At 63.5% G+C, this 23,437-nt stretch carries 22 protein-coding genes; 14 read left to right on the top strand and 8 right to left on the bottom strand.

Annotation, left to right across the window (positions count from 1 at the left end):
• Positions 1-80: 80 nt before the first annotated feature.
• Both QEN71_RS09105 and QEN71_RS09100 read left to right on the top strand, forming a co-directional pair.
• A complete protein-coding gene (locus QEN71_RS09105; RefSeq protein ID WP_201654397.1) occupies positions 81-965 on the top strand; it encodes a LysR substrate-binding domain-containing protein in 885 nt (294 codons plus the stop codon).
• A gap of 114 nt (positions 966-1,079) precedes the next feature.
• Positions 1,080-1,436, top strand: a complete 357-nt coding sequence (locus QEN71_RS09100) for an HPF/RaiA family ribosome-associated protein (protein WP_201654400.1) — start codon at positions 1,080-1,082, stop codon at positions 1,434-1,436.
• Positions 1,437-1,481: 45 nt separating this feature from the next.
• On the opposite strand, the gene QEN71_RS09095 is transcribed toward QEN71_RS09100, so the two are convergent.
• Positions 1,482-2,303: an SIR2 family NAD-dependent protein deacylase gene (locus tag QEN71_RS09095; RefSeq protein WP_201654403.1), complete on the bottom strand. Its 822-nt coding sequence runs from the start codon at positions 2,301-2,303 to the stop codon at positions 1,482-1,484.
• Between the two features lie 155 nt (positions 2,304-2,458).
• Between QEN71_RS09095 and QEN71_RS09090 the strand changes: the two genes are divergently transcribed.
• Entirely contained in the window at positions 2,459-3,238 is a 780-nt protein-coding gene (locus QEN71_RS09090; RefSeq protein WP_201654406.1) for a bestrophin-like domain, read from the top strand.
• A 118-nt stretch (positions 3,239-3,356) separates the two neighbouring features.
• A complete protein-coding gene (locus QEN71_RS09085) occupies positions 3,357-3,995 on the top strand; it encodes a LysE family translocator (protein ID WP_201654409.1) in 639 nt (212 codons plus the stop codon).
• An 80-nt stretch (positions 3,996-4,075) separates the two neighbouring features.
• On the opposite strand, the gene QEN71_RS09080 is transcribed toward QEN71_RS09085, so the two are convergent.
• A complete protein-coding gene (locus QEN71_RS09080) occupies positions 4,076-4,204 on the bottom strand; it encodes a hypothetical protein (protein ID WP_007749609.1) in 129 nt (42 codons plus the stop codon).
• A 459-nt stretch (positions 4,205-4,663) separates the two neighbouring features.
• Here QEN71_RS09080 and QEN71_RS09075 point away from each other — a divergent pair, with 459 nt between their 5' ends.
• Genes QEN71_RS09075 through QEN71_RS09065 form a run of 3 tightly spaced genes read left to right on the top strand, consistent with a single transcriptional unit; the run spans position 4,664 to position 7,560 of the window.
• Positions 4,664-5,473: an acetoacetate decarboxylase gene (locus tag QEN71_RS09075; RefSeq protein WP_201654412.1), complete on the top strand. Its 810-nt coding sequence runs from the start codon at positions 4,664-4,666 to the stop codon at positions 5,471-5,473.
• A gap of 40 nt (positions 5,474-5,513) precedes the next feature.
• Entirely contained in the window at positions 5,514-6,296 is a 783-nt protein-coding gene (locus QEN71_RS09070; protein ID WP_201654415.1) for a 3-hydroxybutyrate dehydrogenase, read from the top strand.
• Positions 6,297-6,306: 10 nt separating this feature from the next.
• A complete protein-coding gene (locus QEN71_RS09065) occupies positions 6,307-7,560 on the top strand; it encodes a DUF3734 domain-containing protein (protein WP_201654417.1) in 1,254 nt (417 codons plus the stop codon).
• 105 nt (positions 7,561-7,665) lie between these two features.
• Here the strand turns inward: QEN71_RS09065 and QEN71_RS09060 are convergent, their stop codons facing one another.
• Positions 7,666-9,123, bottom strand: a complete 1,458-nt coding sequence (locus QEN71_RS09060) for an alkaline phosphatase family protein (protein WP_201654420.1) — start codon at positions 9,121-9,123, stop codon at positions 7,666-7,668.
• 353 nt (positions 9,124-9,476) lie between these two features.
• On the opposite strand from QEN71_RS09060, the gene QEN71_RS09055 reads away from it, so the two are divergent.
• Together QEN71_RS09055 and QEN71_RS09050 are read left to right on the top strand one after the other, a co-directional pair.
• Positions 9,477-9,911 carry a helix-turn-helix domain-containing protein gene (locus QEN71_RS09055; protein ID WP_201654422.1) on the top strand — a complete coding sequence of 145 codons (435 nt, stop codon included), beginning with the start codon at positions 9,477-9,479 and terminating at the stop codon, positions 9,909-9,911.
• A gap of 2 nt (positions 9,912-9,913) precedes the next feature.
• Positions 9,914-11,245 (top strand): type II toxin-antitoxin system HipA family toxin, encoded by a 1,332-nt coding sequence (locus QEN71_RS09050; protein WP_201654426.1) that lies wholly within the window; start codon positions 9,914-9,916, stop codon positions 11,243-11,245.
• Positions 11,246-11,274: 29 nt separating this feature from the next.
• Here QEN71_RS09050 and QEN71_RS09045 read toward each other — a convergent pair whose 3' ends face one another.
• On the bottom strand, positions 11,275-13,581 hold the full coding sequence (locus QEN71_RS09045; protein WP_201654429.1) for a phospholipase C/P1 nuclease family protein: 2,307 nt from the start codon (positions 13,579-13,581) through the stop codon (positions 11,275-11,277).
• 307 nt (positions 13,582-13,888) lie between these two features.
• Here QEN71_RS09045 and QEN71_RS09040 point away from each other — a divergent pair, with 307 nt between their 5' ends.
• Positions 13,889-14,362, top strand: coding sequence for an NUDIX hydrolase (locus QEN71_RS09040; protein ID WP_233471984.1), 474 nt, complete (start codon positions 13,889-13,891; stop codon positions 14,360-14,362).
• Between the two features lie 124 nt (positions 14,363-14,486).
• Here the strand turns inward: QEN71_RS09040 and QEN71_RS09035 are convergent, their stop codons facing one another.
• Together QEN71_RS09035 and QEN71_RS09030 are read right to left on the bottom strand one after the other, a co-directional pair.
• A complete protein-coding gene (locus QEN71_RS09035; RefSeq protein WP_201654432.1) occupies positions 14,487-14,795 on the bottom strand; it encodes a superinfection immunity protein in 309 nt (102 codons plus the stop codon).
• A gap of 60 nt (positions 14,796-14,855) precedes the next feature.
• On the bottom strand, positions 14,856-15,137 hold the full coding sequence (locus QEN71_RS09030; protein ID WP_201654435.1) for a hypothetical protein: 282 nt from the start codon (positions 15,135-15,137) through the stop codon (positions 14,856-14,858).
• 296 nt (positions 15,138-15,433) lie between these two features.
• On the opposite strand from QEN71_RS09030, the gene QEN71_RS09025 reads away from it, so the two are divergent.
• Complete coding sequence (locus tag QEN71_RS09025; RefSeq protein WP_201654438.1) at positions 15,434-16,375, top strand: LLM class oxidoreductase; 942 nt, start codon at positions 15,434-15,436, stop codon at positions 16,373-16,375.
• A 31-nt stretch (positions 16,376-16,406) separates the two neighbouring features.
• On the opposite strand, the gene xth is transcribed toward QEN71_RS09025, so the two are convergent.
• The gene (gene xth, locus QEN71_RS09020; protein WP_201654441.1) at positions 16,407-17,306 is read right to left on the bottom strand and encodes an exodeoxyribonuclease III; all 900 of its coding nucleotides are present in this window, start codon (positions 17,304-17,306) and stop codon (positions 16,407-16,409) included.
• 70 nt (positions 17,307-17,376) lie between these two features.
• Complete coding sequence (locus QEN71_RS09015; protein WP_201654444.1) at positions 17,377-17,784, bottom strand: DUF3597 domain-containing protein; 408 nt, start codon at positions 17,782-17,784, stop codon at positions 17,377-17,379.
• Positions 17,785-18,139: 355 nt separating this feature from the next.
• On the opposite strand from QEN71_RS09015, the gene QEN71_RS09010 reads away from it, so the two are divergent.
• The 3 genes from QEN71_RS09010 to QEN71_RS09000 are packed head-to-tail and all read left to right on the top strand — an operon-like array spanning position 18,140 to position 23,435.
• A complete protein-coding gene (locus QEN71_RS09010; protein ID WP_201654447.1) occupies positions 18,140-18,742 on the top strand; it encodes a DUF2760 domain-containing protein in 603 nt (200 codons plus the stop codon).
• Positions 18,739-20,595: an Hsp70 family protein gene (locus QEN71_RS09005; protein WP_201654449.1), complete on the top strand. Its 1,857-nt coding sequence runs from the start codon at positions 18,739-18,741 to the stop codon at positions 20,593-20,595. The genes QEN71_RS09010 and QEN71_RS09005 overlap by 4 nt, the downstream gene beginning before the upstream one ends.
• Positions 20,596-20,609: 14 nt before the next feature.
• Positions 20,610-23,435: an Hsp70 family protein gene (locus QEN71_RS09000; protein ID WP_201654452.1), complete on the top strand. Its 2,826-nt coding sequence runs from the start codon at positions 20,610-20,612 to the stop codon at positions 23,433-23,435.
• The last annotated feature ends 2 nt before the right edge of the window (positions 23,436-23,437 follow it).

Genomic DNA, 23,437 nt, shown 5'->3' with positions numbered 1-23,437 from the left:
GGATGATCGCCTGACTACGCATTCGGAAAAACCAGTGCTAATCTGATGGTTGGTTCGGTTTTTACGAAGTGAGACCACGCATGCTCAATTACCGGCACTTGCACTATTTCTGGGTTGTCGTGAAGGAAGGCGGCTTTGCGCGCGCCGCCGAACGGCTCGACATGGCGGTGCAGACCATCAGTGCGCAGGTGCGCGAACTGGAAAAATCGCTGGGACATCAGCTGCTGAAACCGTCAGGACGCGGCGTCGCGATGACGGAAGCGGGACAGGCCGCCTATGCACGCGCAGAGGAAATTTTTCAGCTGGGCCGCGCACTGCACGACGACGTCCGTGAAGCGGCGGGCGGAAAAGTCGCGCGTTTTGCAGTCGGTTTGACGGACGGCATTTCGAAGCTGGCCGTTCACGCGATTCTCGCGAACATTCTGGACACGCCCTCGTTACGGCTGCTCTGTCACGAAGGCGAAGCGGAAGATCTGCTCGCGGAACTCGCGCATCACCATCTGGATCTCGTGCTGTCCAGCCAGCCCGCGCCGCACAATTCGAACTTGCGGCTGTCGAGCGAACGGCTGATCGCGTCGCCGATCGACTGGTACGGGCCGGCCACGCTCGTGCGCAAGACGCATATCGATCATTTCCCGCAGAGCCTTGCCTCGTTGCCTGTGCTGCTGCCGACGGGCCATTCGTCGCTGCGCTCGCGGCTCGATCGCTGGTTCGAAGCGGAAGGCATCCGGCCGCGCATTGCGGGCGAGTTCGAAGACAGTGCGTTGATGGCGCTATTCGCTTCACGCGGTATGGGCGTATTTCCGCTCGCTGCGTTCGGCGCGGAACGTAACGATCCAATGCATCGCGGTTTGCGCTGGCTCGGCCGTTCGCCGGACGTGAAGGAGGAAATTCACGCGATCGTGTCGCGGCGCGGGCGGCATCATCCTTTGACGCAGAAGGTATTGGGCGCGGCGCCCGGGTGATCTTTGTTGAAACAGACGGTTCGGTTTTTCCGAAGTTGAACTTCCATTATTTCTGCTTTTTCCGGCATACCTCCTCACCGTAATCTTGAGCCGTACCCACGAAGGAGGTGTCTCATGCAAGTCCTGTTCAAGTCCCGCGACCGCGAAGCCGTCCGCATGCGCAGCTTCGCGCGCCAACGCATCCGCTTCGTGTTTCGCCGCATGGACTGGCTGATTTCGAAGGCAACCGTGAGTCTGTCCGACATCAACGGTCCGCGTGGCGGACTCGACAAACGCTGTCAGGTGCAGGTGCAGACGCCGGATGCGACGCCCGTCGTCGTGACGTCGATTGCAAGAGACTGGCGCGGTGCACTCGATCTGGCGCTCACGCGTGCCGCGCGTTCGATCGTACGCAGGCAGCAGACACGCGTCGCCCTGCGGCGTATCAGTCAGCGCGAGCCTGCATGGAATGCGCAGCCGGATGCTGTTTAAGCAGCCGTGGGGCTTCGGGCGGCACTGTGCATGCCGTGCCGTCCGCTATCCCCGCATCGCCTGATCGAGCAGCCGGAGACCCTCGACCCCGCCGCGCGCGAGCCCGATGCCATGATGCGGCGCAATGCCGAAGTCGCGTGGATTGATGCGGATCACGCGCGGTCCGTTTTGCTCGCTGAAATACCGCACGGTCGGAATTGCCTTGCCCGCGCCGATTTCGATCACGACGAGTTGCTCGACGGTCCGCAGCCATGCGTGCAGACGCGCTTCCTGCTGTTCCGTGCGCAATGCGATCCAGTCGTAGTCGCCGAACATCAGGATGTTGGGCCGCGCGACGGCACCGCATTCGGGGCAGCGCGGCAGCTCGCTCACGAGTTCGCAGGTCGATTCGTCGACGACGGGTTGCACGTCGTCCGCACGCCACAGGCCGTCGTGGCAGACTTCCGAGCATTGCAGCATGTGGATCGAACCGTGGCATTCGGCTACCGATGCATCGTCGAAACCCGCTGCCTGGAACTGTCCATCGACGTTGCTGGTGAACGCAGCGATGCCACGCGGCATGTCTTGGGCCCATCGGCGCAGCATGTCGAATCCCGCGTGCGGCACGGTGCGCCGGTACAGATCGAGCCGATGTCCATAGAAGCCCCAGCACAGCCGCGGATGCAGCGCCATCACGCGCGGATTCGCCATGTCCTGAAAGGTCAGGCGATGCTGCTTCAACGCGGGATACGCGCGCCAGAATCCCTCCGCGCCGCGATAATCAGGCAAGCCTGAATCGACGCCCATCCCCGCGCCCGCCGTCACCAGCAAGCCATCCGCTTCGCGCAGCCATGACACGGCGCGCCTGATTCGTTCGTTTTCGTCCATCGCGCTACTTTATCAATCGGTCCCGTGGCCGTCTTGCAAGCGACCCATTGCCTATTGGAGAATGGCGTCGCAGTGGCGCGTTCATGCCGCGCTCGTTCAGGCCGTTCCCGTTCTCTTTCCTGTTGCCCCACCGCAATCGAACCGGAGACGTGCAGATGCCCTCGCCGCTCAGACACCCGCTGTTCCTGTTCATCGTGGCGTTCGTCGCGATGTCGATTGGCGCCTACGCCGGCGCGGCGCTGATGCGCAGGCACCGGCAAATTTCAGACGAAGCCCACGACGAAGCACGCGACGAATTCAACGTCGTGCAGGCCGCGACGCTCACGCTGCTCGCGCTGATGATCGGCTTTACGTTTTCGATGGCGGTCAGCCGGTACGACCAGCGCAAGAACTACGAGGAAGAAGAAGCCAACGCGATCGGCACGGAGTATCTGCGCGCCGGACTGCTGCCCGATACCGATGCGCAACGCGTGCAGACCTTGCTGCGCCGTTATCTCGATCAGCGCATCCACTACTATCAGGCTCTGGACGACGACAGCATCGCGCGGGTCAATGCGGCGACGAACCAGCTCGAAACGGAACTCTGGACGGCCGTGCGCAACGTCGCCGTCGAGCGGCAGACGCCCGTGATCGCGCTTGCCGTGTCGGGCATGAACGACGTGATCAATACGCAGGGCTATACGCAGGCCTCGTGGTGGAATCACATTCCCGTCGCGGCGTGGTCGCTGATGCTGGCGATCGGCCTGTTCTGCAACGTGATGATTGGCTACGGCACGCGCGGGCAAATCAAACGCAATGCCGTGCTGCTGGTCCTGCCGATCGTGATCGGGCTGTCGTTCGCGCTGATCGCGGATATCGACAGTCCGCGCGGCGGGTTGATCCGCCTTGTGCCTGTCAATCTGATCGCGCTGTCGCAGTCGCTCGCACCAGGCTGATACGCGAGTTCGACGGCGCGCGCGTTGCAGGGCTTTTCTGTTGCCTCTATTCTTGCGGCAGACGCGCGTCCGTTCCGACGCACTTTGCGTCGAAAGTTGTCATCAAGGAGACCGTTCGATGTCCGCATCCGCCGCTGTATTCGCCATTCTCGTCGCGTTGTTGCTCGGCGCGATGATTCCCGGCCCGAGCTTCGTGCTCGTCGCGCGAAACTCGATCAGCCTGTCTCGCGGCGATGGATTGTCGACGGCGCTGGGTATGGGTATCGGCGGGATTTTCTTCGGCGGCATTGCGCTCGCCGGGCTTTATACGCTGCTGGTGGCCGTCGAATGGCTGTATATCGGCCTGAAAGTGGCGGGCGGCCTGTATCTGATCTATATGGCGTCGAAGATCTGGCGCGGCGCCGCGCACCCGATCGCGATGGACAATTCGGGCGACGCACACGGCCGCAGCGCGAAGAAGTCATTCCTGGTCGGCCTGACAACGCAGCTCAGCAATCCGAAGACGGCGATCTGGTACGGCAGTATCTTTGCGGCACTGTTGCCACAGCATCCGCCCGTGTGGTGCTACTTCGTGCTGCCGCCGCTGGTTTTCGCGGTCGAGTTCGGCTGGTACACGATCGTTGCGCTGTGTTTCTCGAGCCGTCGGCCGCGCGAAGTCTATCTGCGCGCGAAGACGTGGATCGACAGGATTGCGGCGGGCGCGATCGCGGCGCTTGGGCTGCGGCTGATCTTCGCGGCGAACAAGGCGGGTATCTGACAACCGCGCGATGATGAGGCGCAACGAGCGTCGATAAAAAAAGGGAGTACGAATCCGTACTCCCTTTTTATGCGAAATGCTTAGCGGCGATACGCTTCAGCCAGAACGGCGCAGTGCTGCAGATGCAGGTCGACGGCGCGGATGGCGAGCTCGCGCAGACGCGAAAGCCAGCTCGTGGACGGGACGGCGGCGGTCGTAGCTTGTTGCATGGCGGACTCCTTGTGCGGGTTACACCCTAGGTAATAACCCTAGTATATACCCTGGCGATGTCGCGCTGCAACAAATCAATAACACTTTTTGCTCGCGAGTCCGTCCGGTGCGCCGCGATGCGCACCCAACCATCCGCCACGCGCGAGCGAATTGATTAGCTCACCAATCAATCTCATCCGATCGACGATCGCGCAAATCGTCTGACGTCGTTAAACATGGCGGCGGAAACATCGATTGCATGTCACCCGTATTTCATTCCGCGTCTTCGACATGTCGCTCACAGAAATGCGTCATGCCGATTTTCACAATGATTCACTGTTTGTTGAATCAGACTGAAAGCCCTGATCACTGTTGCGCGCAGACCAACGGTGTATTGGAAAAATTAATGTGATCGGGAAAAAAATTTTGCTCTAAGATTCGCCGTGCTCCAACAACGCCCAATGCCTAAGAGGAAGTTCATGGACATCAAATCGATCCGGCAATCCGCCTTTGCGATGCCCGTTCACAATCCCGCCTACCCTCGCCCGCCGTTCCGTTTTCTCAATCGCGAGTACTTCATCATTTCGTATGAAACGGATCTGGATGCGCTGCGCGCCATCGTGCCGGAGCCGTTGAAGCCGGAAATCGCGCTCGTGCATTACGAGTTCATTCGCATGCCGGACTCGTCGGGCTTCGGCGATTACACGGAAAGCGGCCAGGTGATCTCGGTGCGCGACATGGAAGGACGTCTCGCGAACTACACGCACTCGATGTACCTCGACGACGAAGGTCCGATTGCGGGCGGCCGCGAAATCTGGGGCTTTCCGAAGAAGCTCGCGCGTCCGAAGCTCGGCGTCGACGGCAATGACACGCTGCTCGGCACGCTCGATTACGGCACGCAACGCATTGCCACGGGCACGATGGGCTACAAGCATCGCGCACTCGATATCGAAGCCGAACGCGCGAAACTCGCCGACACGCCGAACTATCTGCTCAAGGTGATTCCGCACGTCGACGGCTCGGCGCGCATCTGCGAACTCGTGCGTTTCTATTTGCGCGACGTGTCGGTGCTCGGCGCATGGAGTGGCCCTGCTGCACTCGAACTGCATCCGCACGCACTCGCACCGATCGCCGATTTGCCTGTGAAGCGCGTCGTCGGCGCACGTCACGTGATCGCGAATCTCACGCTGGATATCGGCGAAGTCGCATTCGACTATCTCGCGCCTGCGCATGCCGAACCGCAAACGGCGAAGAAGTCGAACGACGACGCACTCGAACTCGCGGTCTAAGCGCCTCGCTAAGACTCTCCAACTATCAAAGGGAACAGACATGTCATTGCAAAACAAGGTCGCGCTCGTGACGGGCGCAGCAAGCGGTATCGGCGAACAATGTGCTCGCAAGCTGGCAAGCCTCGGCGCGGCCGTCGTCATTGCCGACCTGAATCTGGACAACGCGCAGAAAGTCGCGTCGAGCATCGTCGAAGCAGGCGGCAAGGCGATCGCCGTTTCGATGGACGTCACGAATGAAGAAGCCGTCAATGCAGGCGTCGAACGCGCCGTGAAAGAACTCGGCAGCATCGACGTGCTCGTGTCGAACGCGGGCATTCAGATCGTCGCGCCGATCGAAGAGTACGCATTCGCCGACTGGAAGAAGATGCTCGCCATTCACCTCGACGGCGCGTTTCTCACGACCAAGGCAGCCATCAAGCACATGTACGACAGCCAGCGCGGCGGTTCGATCGTGTACATGGGCTCGGTGCATTCGCATGAAGCGTCGAAGCTGAAATCCGCTTACGTCACCGCGAAGCACGGCCTGCTCGGTTTGGCTCGCGTGGTGGCGAAGGAAGGCGGTCCGCGCGGCGTGCGCGCGAACGTTGTGTGCCCGGGTTTCGTGCGCACGCCGCTCGTCGACAAACAGATTCCCGAACAGGCCAAGGCGCTCGGGATCAGCGAAGAAGAAGTCGTGAAGAACGTGATGCTGAAGGAAACCGTCGACGGCGAATTCACGACGGTCGAAGACGTCGCCAACACGGTCGCCTTCCTCGCGGGGTTCGAATCGTCGGCACTGACGGGTCAATCGGTGATCGTCAGCCACGGCTGGTCGATGAAATAAGGAGCGACGCATGCGCAGCGACACAAAGAAAATCAGCGCCCAACCCGAGCCTTTTGTGTTGCCGCGCTATGACGAGATCGCTCTCGTGCTGCAAGGCGGCGGCGCGCTCGGCTCTTATCAGGCGGGCGTCGTCGAAGGCCTTGCGGAAGCGAAGGTCGAACCCGACTGGATCGCGGGCGTGTCGATCGGCGCGCTGAATACGGCGATCATCGCGGGCAATGCGCCGGAAAACCGCGTGAAGGCACTGCGCGGTTTCTGGAACGCAATCTGTCATCCGCTCGACTGGGTCGGCAGCGTGAGCGCGTGGACGCTGCCCGGCCTCGGCATGCAAGATCTCTCGCGCAAGTGGGCGAGCATGTGGGCCGCGGGCCGCGCGTTGACGGAAGGCCAGCCCGGCTTTTTCGCGCCGCGTTTTCCGCTGCCGATGGCAGGACTCGGCAAGCTCGACCCGAGTCGCGTCAGCTACTACGACACGGCCGCGCTCAAGGCAACGCTGCTGCAATACGCCGATTTCGACCGCATCAATGACGGCGCGATTCGCGTGTCCGTGGGCGCGGTAAACGTGAGCACGGGCAATCTCACGTACTTCGACAATCGCAAGATGCGCCTCGTGCCGGAGCATTTCATGGCGTCGGGTGCGTTGCCGCCGGGCTTTCCCGCAGTCGAAATCGAAGGCGAGTACTACTGGGACGGCGGCCTCGTGTCGAATACGCCGCTCACAGAAGTACTGCGCGATTCCGATCACAAAGACACCCTCGTTTTTCAGGTGGATTTGTGGAGCGCGCGCGGCAATGCGCCGGGCGACTTCCTCGACATTTCGGAGCGCGCGAAAGACATCCAGTATTCGAGCCGCACGCGCGCGATCACGAACATGCTTGCCGAGCGGCAAAAGCATGCACGCTTCATCAAGGAGCTGCTCGAGCATGTGCCGACGTCGGTGTTGAAAGCGGACCCGCTGTTCCGGCTCGCCGAAGAGGCCGCGGACGGCAGCGCGATCAACGTCGTGCATCTGATCTACAAGAACAAGCCGTACGAAGGGCATTACAAGGACTACGAGTTCAGCATGGACACGATGCTCGAACACTGGCAAAGCGGCCTCGACGATATCCGCGATTCGTTCTCGCATCGCGACTGGTTCGATGTGCCGAGCCGCGAACTGGGCTTCGTCACGCACGACGTGCACCGCCCTGCCGGTACTGTGCCGCAGTCCGACAAGATGCCTGTCGAAACGGAAATCGGCAAGCGTCGGAAGGAAGCTGCCTGATCGGACTTCTGGTTCGAAGCAACTGTCTGCTGTAAGCGATTGCGGCTCCGCGACACGCGTCGCGGAGCCGCTTTTTCATCAAGACGTGCGCAGGTCGCGCAGAAATTACATCCCGCCTGGGAAGCCCAGTGCCGTTGCTTTCGCGCGAAGATCGGCAAAGCGTCCGCCGGGAGCATTGACCGTCGGTTCCGAAGCTGCCGTAGATGGAACCTGCTGACTGTGATCGACGCCGCCGAGTCCAGGAATCACACCCGCCGTCGAACAAGCCACGCCGAACGTGCCTTGCGTCACCGCAATAGCGGGCGCGTCGGTTCGTGCGGCATCGCTGAAGTCGAGCGCGTAGGCCATGTTGAAAGTACTCGCGTCGCTCGCACGCACGCCGAGCGGATCGAGACCGAAGCGCCACGCAAGCAGCTGATGAATCGAGCTGGGATCGAACGGATAGCGCGACACGTTGTTCGCGCGCACGCGCGGCCCGATCAGCATGCACGGCACGCGGAAGCCCAGGCGGCCATCGTTGCCGACCGTATGCTCCGCCGTCGACACCGGCTTGACGGGCGGCACCGCGTGCTCCATGAAGCCGCCCCATTCGTCATACACGAGAATCATCAGCGTCGTGCTCCATTTCGGACCGGTGCGCAGCGCGTCGTAGATCTTGCCGAGCAGCACCTGGCCGTTGCGCACGTCGGCGTGCGGGTGATCGTCGTTCGACGTGCCCTGCGCTTCTCCCGCGAAGCTCGGATCGACCATGCAGAACGAGGGCAGATTGCCGCCGGCGGCATCGGAGAGAAAGTCGGCAAACAGCTTCGAGCGGCCGACGTAGCGCGTGCCGTAGAGCGCCGTGAACGGCACGTCGTGGAAGTAGTACGTCGACGAGATGTTCTTGTCGTCGAGCCGGTCCCAGATGGTCGGCAGCGACGACGTATCGACGCTGTCGTCGAGGCGGTCGGTTTCGCCGCTGTGCAGATACAGGCGGTTCGGAAACGTGGCCGAGAGAATGCCGCTCATGTAGTAGTCGCAAACCGTGTATTGCGTAACGGCCTCGCGATAGAAGTCGAGATCGGGTGCGCCGAAATAGCCGATGGGCAGCACGTCGCCGCGCATGACGCTCGTGCCCGGCGTCAGCAGAAAACCGTTCATCGCGCCGTTCGCGAGATGGACGCGCCCTGCGTCATACGCATGGTTCGGATCGGAGAACGAGCAAGCCTGAAAGCCGTACGCGGCATTCGACGTCAACCCGAACGACGTTTGCGCCTGACCGAAGGCATCGGTGAACTGGCGGTTCTGCTGATGCTCGGCATTCGGCACCCAGCCGAACATATGATCGAACGAACGGTTCTCCATCGTGACGAGCACGATGTGATCGATGCCCGACGTAGCGGGATTCGGCAACGCAGGCCGTGGGAGATTCGCGCGATCGGGCGGAAGGCCGCTCGTCGCCCCCGTGCTGCCCGACGATCCGCCTCCTCCGCCACAAGCCGACAACGCGACACTCCCCGCAAGCGCCGCCAGGATCTTGCGGCGTGTGGGATCGGGTGCATTCGAAGATTGATGATCGCTCATGGCCTTGCCTCCCTTGTTGTGAATATTGTTCGGATCGCCGTCGCCTGATCGTGCGGCCGAATGAGCGTTCGGTAGCACTTCACGTACCCGTGTTGACGGAAGGCGCCGCGCTGCAGCGCAACGCAGCGCGCGACGCGCGGGCAGTTTGCGAATCGTTCGCAAAACTTGTGCGATCCGATGCGTCGCCGCAAGCTCACGTACAGCCTTTACCCTGTATTTTCTTTTTACAGCCTAAAGACTGTATATTGCCAATACAGCCTTTGAACTGTATCCTGTTCCGACGGACGGCAGCGCAAACGCTGCCCTGCAAGACCAGCCCTGTCCCGCGTTCAACCCGTCTCTCGAGGCCCGCCGTGGATTATTCCGTCAAGACGCTTGGCCAGTTGCGGCCCGTTCTGCGCGGCTTTCGCAAAGCCGCTGGACTCACGCAGGCGATGCTCGCCGAGCGGCTCGGCATCACGCAGCAAAGCTATGCGCAGTTCGAGGCCAACCCGGCCGCCGCGGGCGTCGAGCGGCTCTTCACGGTCTTGCGGCTGCTGAACGCCGGCATCACGCTAAGCCAGGATGAGCCGACGAATGCGGCGCCCGCTGCGAAGATCGCGCCATCGAATCGCGCCACCGCACCAGCCGCCAATGCGCGCAAAGCGTCCGCCATCAAGACGACGAGGCGCGCGCAACCCGTTGCTGCCGCGAAGAGCACGCGTAGATCCGCGCCGAAGACAGACGGACGTGCCGCAACGGCGCGCAAGCGCGCGGCCAGCGCGCCCAGAAAGCGGGAGCAATGGTAGGCATGGGGCGCCGCTCACAGACTCAACGTCTCGACCTGTGGATGAACGGTATCGCCGTCGGCTACTGGGAAAAGTCCAGCGGCGGCGAGCTTCTCGTTTACTTCGACGGCTGGATCGGCGACGAACAGGGGCGTCCGCTGTCGCTGTCGCTGCCCTTCACGCCGGGCAACCAGCCGTACCGTGGAGCCGTCGTGTCCGCGTTCTTCGACAATCTGCTGCCGGACAGCGAGCCGATTCGCCGCAGAATGGCGCAGCGCTACAAGACGGGCGGCACGGCGCCGTTCGACCTGCTCGCCGCGCTCGGACGCGACTGCGTCGGCGCGATCCAGCTGCTGCCGCCGGGCGAGGCGCCGACCGACCTGTACCGCATCGGCGGCGACACGCTGACGGCGAGCGACATCGGGCGCCTGCTGCGCGACACGACATCGGCGGCCCCGCTCGGCCAGCGCGATCAGGCCGCCGATCTGCGGCTGTCCATCGCGGGCGCGCAGGAGAAAACCGCGCTGCTGCGGCACAAGGGCCGCTGGGTGCTGCCCGCGGGCAGCACGCCGACCACGCATATCCTCAAGCTTCCGCTCGGCCTCGTCGGCAATATGCAGGCCGACATGCGCACGTCGGTGGAAAACGAATGGCTCTGTTCGCGGATCGTCGCGGCGTACGGACTGCCCATCGCCGCGTGCGAGATCGGGCATTTCGGCGATCAAAAAGCGCTCGTCGTCGAACGCTTCGATCGCAGGCTGTCGAGCGACGCGATGTGGATCGTGCGTCTGCCGCAAGAGGACATGTGTCAGGCCACAGGCACGCCGCCCATTGCGAAATATCAGGCCGACGGCGGGCCCGGAATCGATGCCGTGATGCACGTTCTGGCCGGTTCCGTCGATGCCGCCGAAGACAGCGCGCGCTTCTTCAGAGCGCAACTGATCTTCTGGCTCCTCGCTGCAACGGATGGCCACGCGAAGAACTTCAGCATCGCGCATTTACCCGGCAACCGCTATCGCGCGACGCCGCTTTACGATGTGCTGTCCGCGCATCCCATCATCGGGCGCGGCGCGAACCGCGTGCCGATGCAGAAAGCGAAGATGGCGATGGCCGTGCGCGGCACGAGCAATCATTATCTGATCGGTCAGATACTGCGACGGCATTGGCTCGCACAAGGTCAACAGGTCGGCTTGCCACGCGATACCGTCGACGAACTGATCGCCTCCGTGACGGGCGCCACGCAGCACGTCATCGACACCGTGGCCGCGCAGCTACCCGGAGACTTTCCGCAAGATCTCGCATCGGCGATTTTCGAAGGCATGACGAGGCAAAGCAAAAAGCTCGCGTCGGCCTAGCCTTCTACGATCGCTTTATCAGCCGCTCATTAACCGATCACCGGCCCGATCTTGTCGAGCGTCAGTGAAGGCAGAAACGTCTTGTCCTGATACACCTTCGCGAGCGCGTGTTCGCTGATTTCGCGCTCGCCTGCGGGCAGCGACGTATCGGCGACGGCGTACGCGGCTTCCCACATCGCCGCGAGATAACGCGCGCCAGCGCCCATCAGCTTCGCCGTGTCTTCGCCGAACGCAGCCCACAGACCGTCGACGACGCGCGCCGAACTGCCGCCGCCCAGACGGATGTACTCGTCGATCAGCGTAGACGGCGGCAGAATCTTCGCAGCTTCGGCCATCAGCGTGACCGTCGCGAACGCGGCGTCGCGGCCATCGCCGATCTTCGGAATCTCGCCGTCGAACGCTTTCGCCTGCGGTCCGATCTGCGGCAACAGTTCATCCGAGTGACGGTCGACCATCTTGTCTTCGTAGGTCGAATGCACGCCCTTGCCCGGCCATTTCTTCGGCGTCGCGTCGGGCGCATCCTTGTAGCCGTCCGCATGATACGAACCATGCAAGGGCTGACACGCGTCGCCGACGTAATGCGCGAGCACGCCTGCTGCACAGAGGAATTTCGTGTCGTTGCGCTTTTTCAGCTGCGTGACCATCTCGTCGAAAATCTGCCACACGCGGAACGGCAACAGCCCTTCGGAGCGCGCATCCGTCACGCCTTCGTCCGCGTACCACTTCGACCATACGGCGACGCTCATATTGGCGATGTTGTCGAGCGTCACGTCGCGCAGCGTCTTGCCGTCGCCGTCGGGCTGATCGATATCCGCGTAGTGATTCGGATGCTCGGGCCCGGCGTTCTGCGCATAGTCGCGGCCGCCCGGCACGCGGCTCGGCGTCTTTTTCCACACGAGATCGGGCACGTCGGCGAGTTCGACGAAATCGCCGCGCGCGAGCTTCTCGCGAATCTGCTCCGGCGTCAGTTCGTTCGGACGGAAGCTGATGCGCTCGACGTTCGCTTCGAGGAAATCGCGCAAAGGGCCTTGTTTGACGGACTCGATCGCCGCTGTCGCGATGCTGTAGTGCCCCGTTTGTCCCCAGTACGGATTCGCGCCGACGTTCTGTGCACGCACGAGGTCCACGTCGAGCAGCTGGCAGGCCGTGCTCAGACCCGTTGCGAGCGCATAGTTCAGACGTTGGCCGTCGTCGCTCGCGAGCGCCTGGCCGCCCCATTCGACTGCGAGCGGATAGAGACGGCGCTCGCCAGTCTGTTTATCGGTCTTTTTGCCGTTACGTGACGACGTTGCGTGATTCTCTTCGTCATCGCTTTGTGCATTCGCGGGCGCCACGAGATACCACAGCGTGCCCGAATCGCCGGGCTGCGTCTGCGCAGAGCCATTCGCGGGCGCGATCAGAAACTGCGAAATATAGTCGTAGCCCGCCTGCGACTTGTGCCGGTAGAAGAGCGCTTTAATCATGCCGTCGAGCGCACCCGATGCACTGCCGAACGCTGTAACGGGCTGATCGATCAGTTGCAGGCTGAGGCTCAGTTCGTTGATGTCGGCGACAGGCTCGATGCTGCCTTCGATGCCGAACGGCTGGCTCGACCAGTCGTTCGCGTCGTGCACTTCGACGAGCCCGACATCGAGCGTGAGATAGCTGCGGCTGCCTGCGAACTCGGGGAACACCGACGTGAACGGCTCGCGCGTCAGTTGCCGATCCGACGCGATGCCGACTTCCTCGACTGCGCCGCGCAACAGCGCCTTCACGGGCGAACCGGGTTCACCGCAGACATGCCGGTTCGTGAGCGCGTAAGTCGTATGGCCGTCCGTCACGAGACAGCCGACGCTCGCCGTCCGCTCGATGCCCTGCGTATCCGCGATCAACGGACAGCCGCCGCCGATATACGTTGAAGGCCAGCGTGCATCCGCGGGCGCGTGCGTGGCCGCTTCCGTCGGTTCGACAGCGACCACGCAGACGGGCACGGCGCGCCCATCGGGCATATAAAGCGTGCGCGGCACCATGTGATCGGGATCGACCTTGCCATGACCGAACTCGGTTGCGTCGACCCAGTCGCGCACCAGCACGATCACGGCGGGCCATGAATACGGACGCACTTCCGAGTTACCGAACGTGCGAATGCCCTTGCCTTCCGCGCTTGTCCGTGCGCGACCGTTCGCGCGCGGCTTCTGATCGGGCCACGGTTCGTCGCTGCGAATCAGATACAGGCCGACAGCCGTGCCGACGACATTCGCCTTGTTCGTCAGATGCCAGTGATACAGATCGCGTGCTTCGAGCAGATCCTTCAACGACAGGCTCTGAAAATTGTGCTGCGTGGACAGTGGATTCATCGATTCACCTCGACGCTCGCCGGTCGCTTCGACCGGCCGTTGCAGGCACGCCGCCGTATTCGCATTCACGACGCATGAAACACATCCAATGCATGACGTGATGCGTGGCGGCGCGTGGTCGCGTTCAAGGTTCTCCGATGCAGATGACAACGTTGGGTCAATTTTCGTGTGCGCTGTCATCAAGATGTCACGCCGCGTACCCAACATCGGCGGACAATATGGGTGTATGGCGACTGAGAGCGCTACTGGATCGTGCGGCATGCGGCGTGCTCACCCTGCCTTCGCGTCCCTACATGGAAGAGACACTGTGAAGCAACGTGCGACTGTCGTGTGCCGGATGGGCACGCGCATTCTGCTGGTCGGCAAGGCGAATTCGCGCTGGTCGTTGCCGGGCGGCAAACCCGACGCCGGCGAGACCTTCGAAGCCGCCGCCGTGCGCGAGCTGATGGAAGAAACGCGTCTTCAGGCGATCGGCATGCAGTATCTGTTCGAATTCGCGGGCACGCGGACCTGCCATCACGTGTTCGCGGCTCACGTCGACGAACAGCAAACGCCCATCGCCAGCAACGAAATCACGCGCTGCACGTGGGCCAAAGTCACCGATATTTCCGATCTCGACACGAGCGTATCGACGCGAGGTATCGTCGATGTGCTCGCATTGACGCGCACCTACGATCCGCGTGTGCAGAGCCGTTATCAGCGCGCCGATGCGTTCGTGCAGAATCTGCGCGAAGCGTTGCACGACGTGCGCCTTCGAGGATGGACGACGGCGTTGTGGTAATCCGGTTTCAGACCTCGCCGCACTTTCGCCTTGATTGCTTCGTCGTCCGTATAAACCGAAATCCAGAACAAAACCGCCGGCCTTTTACAGACCGGCGGCTTCATCGAAACGAATCAACCCTTTCTTACGCGGATAGTGTCGACTGACGCCGCGCCGCGCGCACCCGGCGCGAGCGTGCAACGATCTTCGCAATCGTCACGCGTCCCAGCGATCGACGCGTGTTCGTCGCCAGATTCGCAAGGCGCTTGTCGCTCACGCGATGCCGCGCCCACACGAACGCCGCAATCCAGCCGATCACCGTCCAGCCGAACAGCACGTTGAAGATGGTCAGTGCGAACGCGTCTTCGCGCTCACGTGCGTCGGCGACGATGGCGGGCAGAAAGTACACGACTACTGCCACCAGCAACACCAGTCCTTCGAAAAATGCTCTCATGGGTTCAACTCCTGCCACATTCATTCGCGCGGCAAAAAATCGGCCTGCCGCGCGCAGGGATCAATGACCCTTGAACACGTTGACGTCGCGAGCGTCTTGCGCCGGTTGACGGCCGCCCGACTCCGACGATGCTCCGATCACGCCACCGACGGCATCGTTTGCATTAGCAGTCGCAGCGTTGTGCTCGGCGGCAACCGTCTGCGCGCTGACGCCGCGTTGCGATGCGGGGGCGCCGACGGACGGACGATAGAAAGGTGCCGGGCCATAACCCGAAGCGAAGGCGGGAGCGGCAACAGCGGCGGACACGGCGACGAGCAAGGCTGCGATAAGACGGGTCTTCATGATGAAACTCCAGAGAATGTCGAATCAGGGAAGCGTCGCAACCGATGTTTTGGTGCGGCGTCGATTGAGAGTCAGTGTAGACGAGACCTATCGAATTTCTATGCTCATAGACTGAAATCACAGTTCCCAAATTTCGAACAATGGGAAAATCCTGCTGGCACGCGCGCAAGCCTTTGTCCATGCGGGTTTCAGGGTTACTTCGCCCACTCGTCGGTGGGATTCGCCGTGCGATGCTAGGATCGGTTTCCTCCCAATTGCCGCCTGCGCATGGCATCGCGTAACGCGGCGCACCGCCGATGACCACTGCCGACTTCACCATCCGTCGCCGGGTATTTTCTGAAGGGCGTCTGTCGATCGGGCTGACACTGCCGCTGCTGCGTGCGGGCACGATCGTCGCGGACTTTCGCGAGCAGGTCGCGCTCGCCGCACTCGCCGATACGCTCGGCTTTCGCGCGCTGTGGGTGCGCGACGTGCCGCTGAATAGTGCCGACTATCCGGACCCCGTCGGGCATCTCGACCCCTGGGTGCTGCTCGGTGCGCTTGCATCGCATACGCACCAGATTGCACTCGCGAGCGGCGCGATCGTGCTGACGCTGCGACATCCAATGCATATTGCGAAGGGTGCGGGTTCTGTGCAGACGCTGTCGAATGGCCGCTTCATCCTGGGCCTCGGTTCGGGCGACCGGCCACCCGAGTACGCCGCGTTCGGACGCGATGCAGAAGAGCGGCGCGAACTGTATCGCATGCATTGGGAGACGGTTGCGGCTGCACTGGGTGAAGTGCCGCAAGTGATACCGGACCGGCGGCCCGAAGGTGCACCGGAATTCATGCTGCTGCCACAGCCACCCTCGCCTGTGCCGATGCTCGCTGTCGGGTCGGGCGGTCAGAGCGTCGACTGGATCGCACGGCATTCGATCGGCTGGATGACCTATCACCGCGAACCGGAAACGCAACGCTCGCGACACAGCATGTGGCGCGCAGCCGTCGATCGTCTGCCGACGCCTGCGTTTCGCGCGTTCGGCGTCGCGATGCGGCTCGATCTGAGCGACGATCCGCACGAGCCGGCGACGCCGCTATCGCTCGGTTATCGCGCGGGACGGCATGCGTTGCTCGCGCTGTTCGACGAGATGCGCGAAACGGGCACGCATCATGTGACGCTGAATCTGGGTTCGGAGCGGCCCGTGCGCGAGGTGATGGAAGAACTGGCCTCCGACGTGTTGCCGATGTTTCACGAATGAGCGTTGCTGAGGCGTTGGACCGGACGTGAAGTTATTTTCCGGTTTTCTTCTTTGAAGGCGTGGCCTGCGTCGATCGCGCAGTGCTCTTTTTTGCAGCCGCCGTGCTCCCCAACGCAGTTTTCTTCACTGCAGTTTTCTTCGTGCTATCCGCGGCGCCTTCGAGATCGAGCACGACCCAGGCCGGCGCATGATCGCTTGCATGCGGCTCGCCTCTCACCCATCGGTCGACGCCCGCGTCGCGCATCATGGCCGCGACGGGCTTGTTCAACAGCAGATGGTCGATACGCAAACCCGAATTGCGCTCCCAGTGCTGCCGGAAATAATCCCAGAACGTGTAGACCTGCTCGTCGGGAAAGCGCGTGCGCAACGCATCCGTCCAGCCTTGTTCGAGCAGCCGCGCATAGCACGCACGGCTTTCTGGTTGCAGCAACGCGTCCTTGAGCCACGAGCGCGGATTGTAGATATCGAAATCGGTAGGCACGACGTTGTAATCGCCCGCCAGCACGACGGGATGACCGCTGTCGAGCAGTTGTTTCGCATAGGCGATCAGCCGCTCGAACCACGCGAGCTTGTAGTCGAACTTCGGACCCGGCTGCGGATTGCCGTTCGGCAGATACAGGCAGCCGACCAGCACGCCATTGACGGCGGCCTCGATGTAACGGCTATGCGTATCGTCGGGATCGCCGGGCAGACCGCGCCGGGTTTCGACCGGCTGCGCGTCTTTGGCGAGAATCGCGACGCCGTTCCACGACACCTGTCCATGCCGGATCGCGCCATAGCCGGCGCGGTTGATGTCGGCTTCCGGGAAGCCCGAGTCGGGCGCCTTCAACTCCTGAAGGCACACGACATCGGGCGCTTCCCGCTCGAGCCAGGCAAGCAAGGCGGGCAGACGCGAGCGGATGCCGTTGATATTGAACGTGGCGAGTTTCATGGTGCTCGCGCCGTCGCAAGTCGCATACCCACGGCTCTACGCGTGCTGCCGCAAGGAAAGAACCGACGCCTCAGTTCTTCAGATCGTCCGGCACCTTGCCGCCGTTCTCGGCCAGTTTCGTCATCACCTGCTTGTGCAGCCAGATGTTCATCGACGCGGAATCGCTGGTGTCGCCGCTGTAGTGCAGTTCCTCCGCGAGCTGCTTGCGCGCGGCGAGGCTGCTGTCGAGCCCCAGCAGTTTCATCAGATCGACGATCGACGTGCGCCAGTTCAGCTTCTCGGAATTCTGGTCGGCAAGCGACGTCAGAATCGCCTCGACATCGACGGGCTCCGCCGATGCAGCGGCAGGCGCGGCGTCAGCCGGCGCTTCCGCCGGCGCGGCATCCGCGGCTGGCGCCGCATCGGGCTGCGCCGCGGCCTGCACGGCAGGATGGCTCGACGGGAAGATCTTGCTGAGGATGGTGCTGAAAATGCTCATGGCTTTCCTCCGGACAATCGGTTGAAGGTGCAGCGTGGCAAACCCGGCGCGCATCGTTCGCACGCGGGAGAACCATTATCCTCGCCGAAAAAAATGACAGCGCCATGCCGCTGATTCTTACTTGAGGACGTAAAATCCGGCCGCCAATCTTGCGCAGGAATCAGACTCAGAACCAGACTCTGAACCGGCGATGGCTCACAACAAGGCAAAATACGGGTTTTGACGGATGACGGCAGCCCCGCTGGCAACCCCATTTGGGAGCGCCAGGCGCATCCGTCCCGAACGGCAGAATCCCACGCGGCCGCGCGATACACGCGCGGCGCGGCAGTATCCAAAGAATCAGGAGCGATCTTTCATGACCGAACCGAACGTTTCGTTGCTGGGCAGGCTGTCGCTTGCCTTCGGCACGTTTTTCAGCATTCTGGGCGATCGCGACTTCGCCGCGAGCGTGCTGCGCCTGCGCAGCGGGGCCGCGCCCTCTCCGGCGCCTTCGCCGGCACCCGCTCCAGCACCGGCGCCCGCCGCCGCACCTGTAGCTAAGCCCGCGCCGGCACCCGCGCCCGTCGTCATCAAGGAAGCCACGCCCGAAGCCGCGCTGCAACTGCTCGGCCTGCTTCAGCGCGATGCACGTTTCATCGATTTCGTCGAAGAAGACATCGCGAAGTATTCGGACGCCGACATCGGCGCGGCCGCGCGCCTCGTCCATGAAGGCTGCCGTACAACGCTGCGCGAGCACTTCACGATCAAGCCGGTGCGCGACGAAGCCGAAGGCAGCCGCGTCACGATCAACGAAGGTTTCGACGCGACGGCCATCCGTCTGACGGGCAACGTCGTCGGCAAGGCGCCGTTTTCGGGCAGCATCAGCCATCGCGGCTGGCGCGTCGCCGAGGTGCGTCTGCCGAAGCTCACGCCGAGCCACGACGCCACCGTGCTCGCGCCTGCGGAGGTGGAGCTATGAGCGACGCGCGCTATTCGATCGGCATCGATCTGGGCACGACGCACTGCGCGCTGTCCTACGTCGACCTCACTGCGAGCGACGGCGAGAAAACCGAGCAGCAGGTGATGCCCGTTACGCAACTGACAGCGCCCGGCGCGCTCGAAGACCTCGATCTGCTGCCGTCGTTTCTCTATCTGCCGCACGAAAGCGAGCTGACGGCAGGCGATCTCGCGCTGCCGTGGACGGGCGAACGCACGTTCGTCGTCGGCGAAATGGCGCGCACGCGGGGCGCGGGCACGCCGATCCGGCTTGTGTCGAGCGCGAAAAGCTGGCTGTGCCATCCCGGCGTCGACCGTCGCGCGGCCATTCTGCCGAGCGACGCGCCGCCCGAAGTCACGCGCGTGTCGCCGCTCGAAAGCTCGGTGCGCTATCTGACGCACCTGCGCGAAGCGTGGAACCACGCGCATCCCGACGCGCCGTTCGATCAGCAGGAAATCACGGTGACGATTCCCGCGTCGTTCGATCCCGCCGCGCGCGAACTCACGGCGGAAGCCGCGAACGCCGCCGGCTACGGTCAGATGACGCTGCTCGAAGAACCGCAGGCCGCGCTGTATAGCTGGATCCAGAAGAGCACGGGCGGCTGGCGCAAGCAGGTCAAGCTCGGCGACATCATTCTCGTCGTCGACGTGGGCGGCGGCACGACCGACCTCTCGCTGATCGCGGTGATCGAGCGCGAAGGCAATCTCGAACTGCATCGCGTCGCGGTCGGCGAACACATTCTGCTCGGCGGCGACAACATGGACCTCGCGCTCGCGCACGTCGTCGCGCGCAAGCTGGCGTCGCAAGGCACGCAGGCCGATCCGTGGCAGTTGCGCGCCCTCACCTACGCCTGCCGCGGCGCGAAGGAAACGCTGCTGTCCGATCCGTCGACGGATACCGTGCCGCTCGTCGTGCCGAGCCGTGGCTCGAAGCTGATCGGCGGCTCGATCCGCACTGAACTGACGCGCGCCGAACTTACGCAGACCATTCTCGAAGGTTTTTTCCCGCAAGTCGACGCAGCCGCGCGCCCCGTCGTCCGCACGCGCGCCGGTCTCACGCAACTCGGTCTGCCGTATGCGCAGGACGCGGGCATCACGCGCCATCTGGCCGCGTTTCTCGGCCGTCAGGTCGCGGCGCTCGCCGAACTGCAAGGCATGCAGGGGTCCGGCCAGCCGCTCCAGGCGAACACGACGTTCCTGCATCCGACAGCCGTGCTGTTCAACGGAGGCGTGTTCAAGTCGCCGCTGCTCGTCGAGCGCATCATGTCGACGCTCAATAGCTGGCTCGCAACCGATGGCGGCGAACCGGCGCGTCTGCTCGAAGGCGCGGACCTCGACCTCGCGGTCGCGCGCGGCGCCGCTTACTACGGCTACGTGAAGCGCGGCCGCGGCGTGCGGATTCGCGGCGGCACGGCGCGCGCGTACTACGTGGCGATCGAATCGGCGATGCCCGCCGTGCCCGGCATGGAGCCGCCCATTTCCGCGCTGTGCGTCGCGCCGTTCGGCATGGAAGAAGGCACCGATGCGCCGCTGCCGGAACAGGAGTTCGGCCTTGTCGTCGGTGAGCCGGTGCATTTCCGTTTCTTCGGTTCGTCGGTGCGACGGCTCGATCAGGTCGGCACGATGCTCGATTACTGGTCGCCCGACGAACTGCAGGAACTCGAAGAAATCCAGGCGACGCTGCCCGCCGAAGGCCGCACCGTCGGCGAAGTCGTGCCCGTCAAGCTGCACGCGCGCGTGACGGAAGCGGGCACGCTCGAACTCGAAGCGATTCCGCGCGGCACGAACGAGCGCTGGAAAGTCGAGTTCGACGTGCGCGGCAGCGCGCAAGGCTGACCCGCAAGGCTTCGATGAAGGGCAAGCTGAAAGGCGAACCACGGCGGCCAGCGAGCCGCTACACGGTCGGCATCGACCTCGGCACGAGCAATACGGTCGTCGCGTATGTCGAAAACGGCTCGGACGATATCCGCGTGTTCGATGTCGAACAGCTGGTCGCGCCCGGCGAAATCGGCGCGCGGCCGCTGCTGCCGTCCGTGCGCTACCACCCGGCTGCGGGCGAGCTGAATCCGGGCGATCTTTTGTTGCCCTGGTCGCACGCCGACCAGAAATCCCCCGAAGCAACGCCCGTGATCGGCCAGCTTGCGCGCACGCTCGGCGCGCAGGTGCCGGGACGCCTCGTGACGAGCGCGAAAAGCTGGCTGTCGCATTCGTCCGTCGACCGGCTTGCGCCGATCCTGCCGTGGGGTGCGCCCGACGACGTTGCCAAAGTCTCGCCCGTCGCCGCGAGCGCGAGCTACCTCGCGCACGTGCGCGCCGCCTGGAACGCGCGCTTTCCCGATGCGCCGCTCGAACAGCAGAACGTCGTGCTCACGGTGCCCGCGTCGTTCGACGAAGGCGCGCGCGCGTTGACGCTCGAAGCCGCGCGGCTCGCGAAGCTGACCGAATTGCGGCTGCTCGAAGAGCCGCAGGCCGCGTTCTACGACTGGCTGTTCCATCATCGCGCGAGCCTCGGCGCGGAACTCGCCGACACGAAGCTCGTGCTGATCTGCGACGTCGGCGGCGGCACGACCGATCTCACGCTGATCAAGGTTCAACTCGATACAAGCGGCGAGCCGCAGTTGACGCGTATCGGCGTCGGCAATCATCTGATGCTCGGCGGCGACAACATGGACCTCGCGCTCGCGCGCCTCGCCGAGACTCGGCTGGCTGCATCGCAGGACGGCCAGGCGCGGCTGTCGGCGGCGAGCCTGTCGCAACTCGTCGAACGTTGCCGCGTCGCGAAGGAACAGTTGCTCGACGCGAACGCGCCCGAGTCCGTGGCGATCACGTTGCTCGGCGCGGGTTCGCGCTTGATCGGCGGCGCGCGCACCACGCATCTGACGCGCAACGAGATCGAACAGGTCGTCGTCGATGGCTTCTTTCCGCAGGTTTCCGCCGACGATCTGCCGCGCCGCTCGCGCGCAGCGATCGTCGAATTCGGCCTGCCGTATGCGAGCGATGCCGCCGTCACGCGGCACGTCGCGGCGTTTCTGAAGCGGCTCGCTGCGCAGTCGCGCGAAGCGCTCGGCACGACGGAAGCAAGCGGCAGCGAAGAAATTCTGCCCGTGCCCGACACGCTGCTGCTCAACGGCGGCGTGTTCCGCGCGCAGGCGCTAACGCAACGGCTCGCCGATACGCTCGGCGGCTGGCGCGGCAAGCCGCTGCATGTGCTGCAGAACGATCATCCCGATGTCGCCGTCGCGCGCGGCGCCGTCGCGTATGGTCTTGCGCGCGCGGGCAACGCGCCGCGTATCGGCGGCGGTTCGGCGCGCAGCTATTTCCTCGTGCTCGACGGCGATCAGGGCATCTGCCTGCTGCCGCGCGGCACGGAAGAAGCGCATGAAGTCCATCTCGACGAGCGCGTGTTTGCGCTGCGGCTCGGACAGCCGGTGCGTTTTCACCTGATGTCGACGGTCGCCGATACGCGCTTCGCGCCCGGCGAACTCACCGATCTGTCGCAAGGCGATTTCGTGCGTCTGCCGCCCATCGCGACCGTCGTGCAGCGTCAGCACGCGTCAGATGCCGACGAGCGCGCCGTTCGGCTCACCACGTCGATCACGGAAGTCGGCACGCTCGAAGTGAACTGCATCGCGACCGACGATCCTTCGCAACGCTGGCTGCTGCAATTCGAACTGCGCCGCGACGAAGCGTCGGCTTCGGACGCTGACGACACTCAGGCGAAACGCCACCCGCAACTCGATCACGCGATCGAACTGATCGAGCGCTCGTTCGGCGCGCGTTCGTCGAATGTCGGGCCGAACGAAGTGAAGCGGCTGCGCGCGCAACTCGAACACACGCTCGGGCAGCGCGACAATTGGGACGTCGCGCTGCTGCGCGAACTGTTCGGCGCGTTGTGGGACCGCGCGAAACGCCGTCGCCGTTCGGCCGATCACGAACGCCTGTGGCTCAATCTGACGGGCTATTGCCTGCGGCCGGGTTTCGGTTATCCGCTCGACGAATGGCGCGTCGAGCAGATGTGGTCGATCTTCGACGACGGCATCCAGTACATTCACGAAAGCCAGGTGTGGTCCGAATGGTGGACGCTGTGGCGTCGCGCGGCGGGCGGGCTGAACGAGGACGCGCAGTTGCAGTTGCTCGACGCGATGGAGTTTCTGCAGGCGGCGAGCATCAAGAAGCAGAAGCTGCCGTTCGATCCCGCGAAGGTCGGTTACGCGGACATGATTCGCGTGCAGGCGTCGCTGGAGCGCATTTCTGTTGAGCGCAAAATCGCGCTCGCTCAGCAGTTGCTGGAGCGCTTGCGCAAGCCTTCTGAGAATCATCAGACGTGGTGGGCGATCGGGCGGATCGGCGCGCGTCTGCCATTCTATGGCAGCGCCCATGGCGTCGTGCCGCCCGAAGTCGCGGTGGAATGGCTCGACGCCGTGCTCGCGCTCGACTGGAAAAAAGTCGAGCCCGCCGCGTTCGCCGCCGTGCAGTTGTCGCGCATGACGGGCGACCGTTCGCGCGACCTGCCCGACGACGCTCGCGACACCGTGATTCGCCGGCTCGAAACGCTCGGCGCAGCGCCCGCGTGGATTCAGATGGTCCGCGAAACCGTCGCGCTCGATGACGCCGACAGCGGTCGCGTGTTCGGCGAGTCGTTGCCGGCGGGGCTGAAGCTGATCGGCGGCGTGTAAGG

The sequence above is a fragment of the Paraburkholderia sabiae genome, assembly GCF_030412785.1.
Taxonomy (GTDB): Bacteria; Pseudomonadota; Gammaproteobacteria; order Burkholderiales; family Burkholderiaceae; genus Paraburkholderia; species Paraburkholderia sabiae.
The sequence above is the reverse complement of the archived record's forward strand: the minus strand, read 5'-3'. Positions and strand labels throughout refer to the sequence as shown.

Bases quoted from the DNA above. Each gene is read 5' to 3' on its own strand.
- QEN71_RS09050 (WP_201654426.1), top strand. From the start codon at position 9,914: ATGGGGCGCCGCTCACAGACTCAACGTCTCGACCTGTGGATGAACGGT.
- QEN71_RS09035 (WP_201654432.1), bottom strand. From the start codon at position 14,795: ATGAGAGCATTTTTCGAAGGACTGGTGTTGCTGGTGGCAGTAGTCGTG.
- QEN71_RS09025 (WP_201654438.1), top strand. From the start codon at position 15,434: ATGACCACTGCCGACTTCACCATCCGTCGCCGGGTATTTTCTGAAGGG.
- QEN71_RS09075 (WP_201654412.1), top strand. From the start codon at position 4,664: ATGGACATCAAATCGATCCGGCAATCCGCCTTTGCGATGCCCGTTCAC.
- QEN71_RS09080 (WP_007749609.1), bottom strand. From the start codon at position 4,204: ATGCAACAAGCTACGACCGCCGCCGTCCCGTCCACGAGCTGGCTTTCG.
- xth (WP_201654441.1), bottom strand. From the start codon at position 17,306: ATGAAACTCGCCACGTTCAATATCAACGGCATCCGCTCGCGTCTGCCC.
- QEN71_RS09015 (WP_201654444.1), bottom strand. From the start codon at position 17,784: ATGAGCATTTTCAGCACCATCCTCAGCAAGATCTTCCCGTCGAGCCAT.
- QEN71_RS09010 (WP_201654447.1), top strand. From the start codon at position 18,140: ATGACCGAACCGAACGTTTCGTTGCTGGGCAGGCTGTCGCTTGCCTTC.
- QEN71_RS09100 (WP_201654400.1), top strand. From the start codon at position 1,080: ATGCAAGTCCTGTTCAAGTCCCGCGACCGCGAAGCCGTCCGCATGCGC.
- QEN71_RS09030 (WP_201654435.1), bottom strand. From the start codon at position 15,137: ATGAAGACCCGTCTTATCGCAGCCTTGCTCGTCGCCGTGTCCGCCGCT.
- QEN71_RS09060 (WP_201654420.1), bottom strand. From the start codon at position 9,123: ATGAGCGATCATCAATCTTCGAATGCACCCGATCCCACACGCCGCAAG.
- QEN71_RS09085 (WP_201654409.1), top strand. From the start codon at position 3,357: ATGTCCGCATCCGCCGCTGTATTCGCCATTCTCGTCGCGTTGTTGCTC.
- QEN71_RS09105 (WP_201654397.1), top strand. From the start codon at position 81: ATGCTCAATTACCGGCACTTGCACTATTTCTGGGTTGTCGTGAAGGAA.
- QEN71_RS09045 (WP_201654429.1), bottom strand. From the start codon at position 13,581: ATGAATCCACTGTCCACGCAGCACAATTTTCAGAGCCTGTCGTTGAAG.
- QEN71_RS09070 (WP_201654415.1), top strand. From the start codon at position 5,514: ATGTCATTGCAAAACAAGGTCGCGCTCGTGACGGGCGCAGCAAGCGGT.
- QEN71_RS09000 (WP_201654452.1), top strand. From the start codon at position 20,610: ATGAAGGGCAAGCTGAAAGGCGAACCACGGCGGCCAGCGAGCCGCTAC.
- QEN71_RS09090 (WP_201654406.1), top strand. From the start codon at position 2,459: ATGCCCTCGCCGCTCAGACACCCGCTGTTCCTGTTCATCGTGGCGTTC.
- QEN71_RS09065 (WP_201654417.1), top strand. From the start codon at position 6,307: ATGCGCAGCGACACAAAGAAAATCAGCGCCCAACCCGAGCCTTTTGTG.
- QEN71_RS09005 (WP_201654449.1), top strand. From the start codon at position 18,739: ATGAGCGACGCGCGCTATTCGATCGGCATCGATCTGGGCACGACGCAC.
- QEN71_RS09095 (WP_201654403.1), bottom strand. From the start codon at position 2,303: ATGGACGAAAACGAACGAATCAGGCGCGCCGTGTCATGGCTGCGCGAA.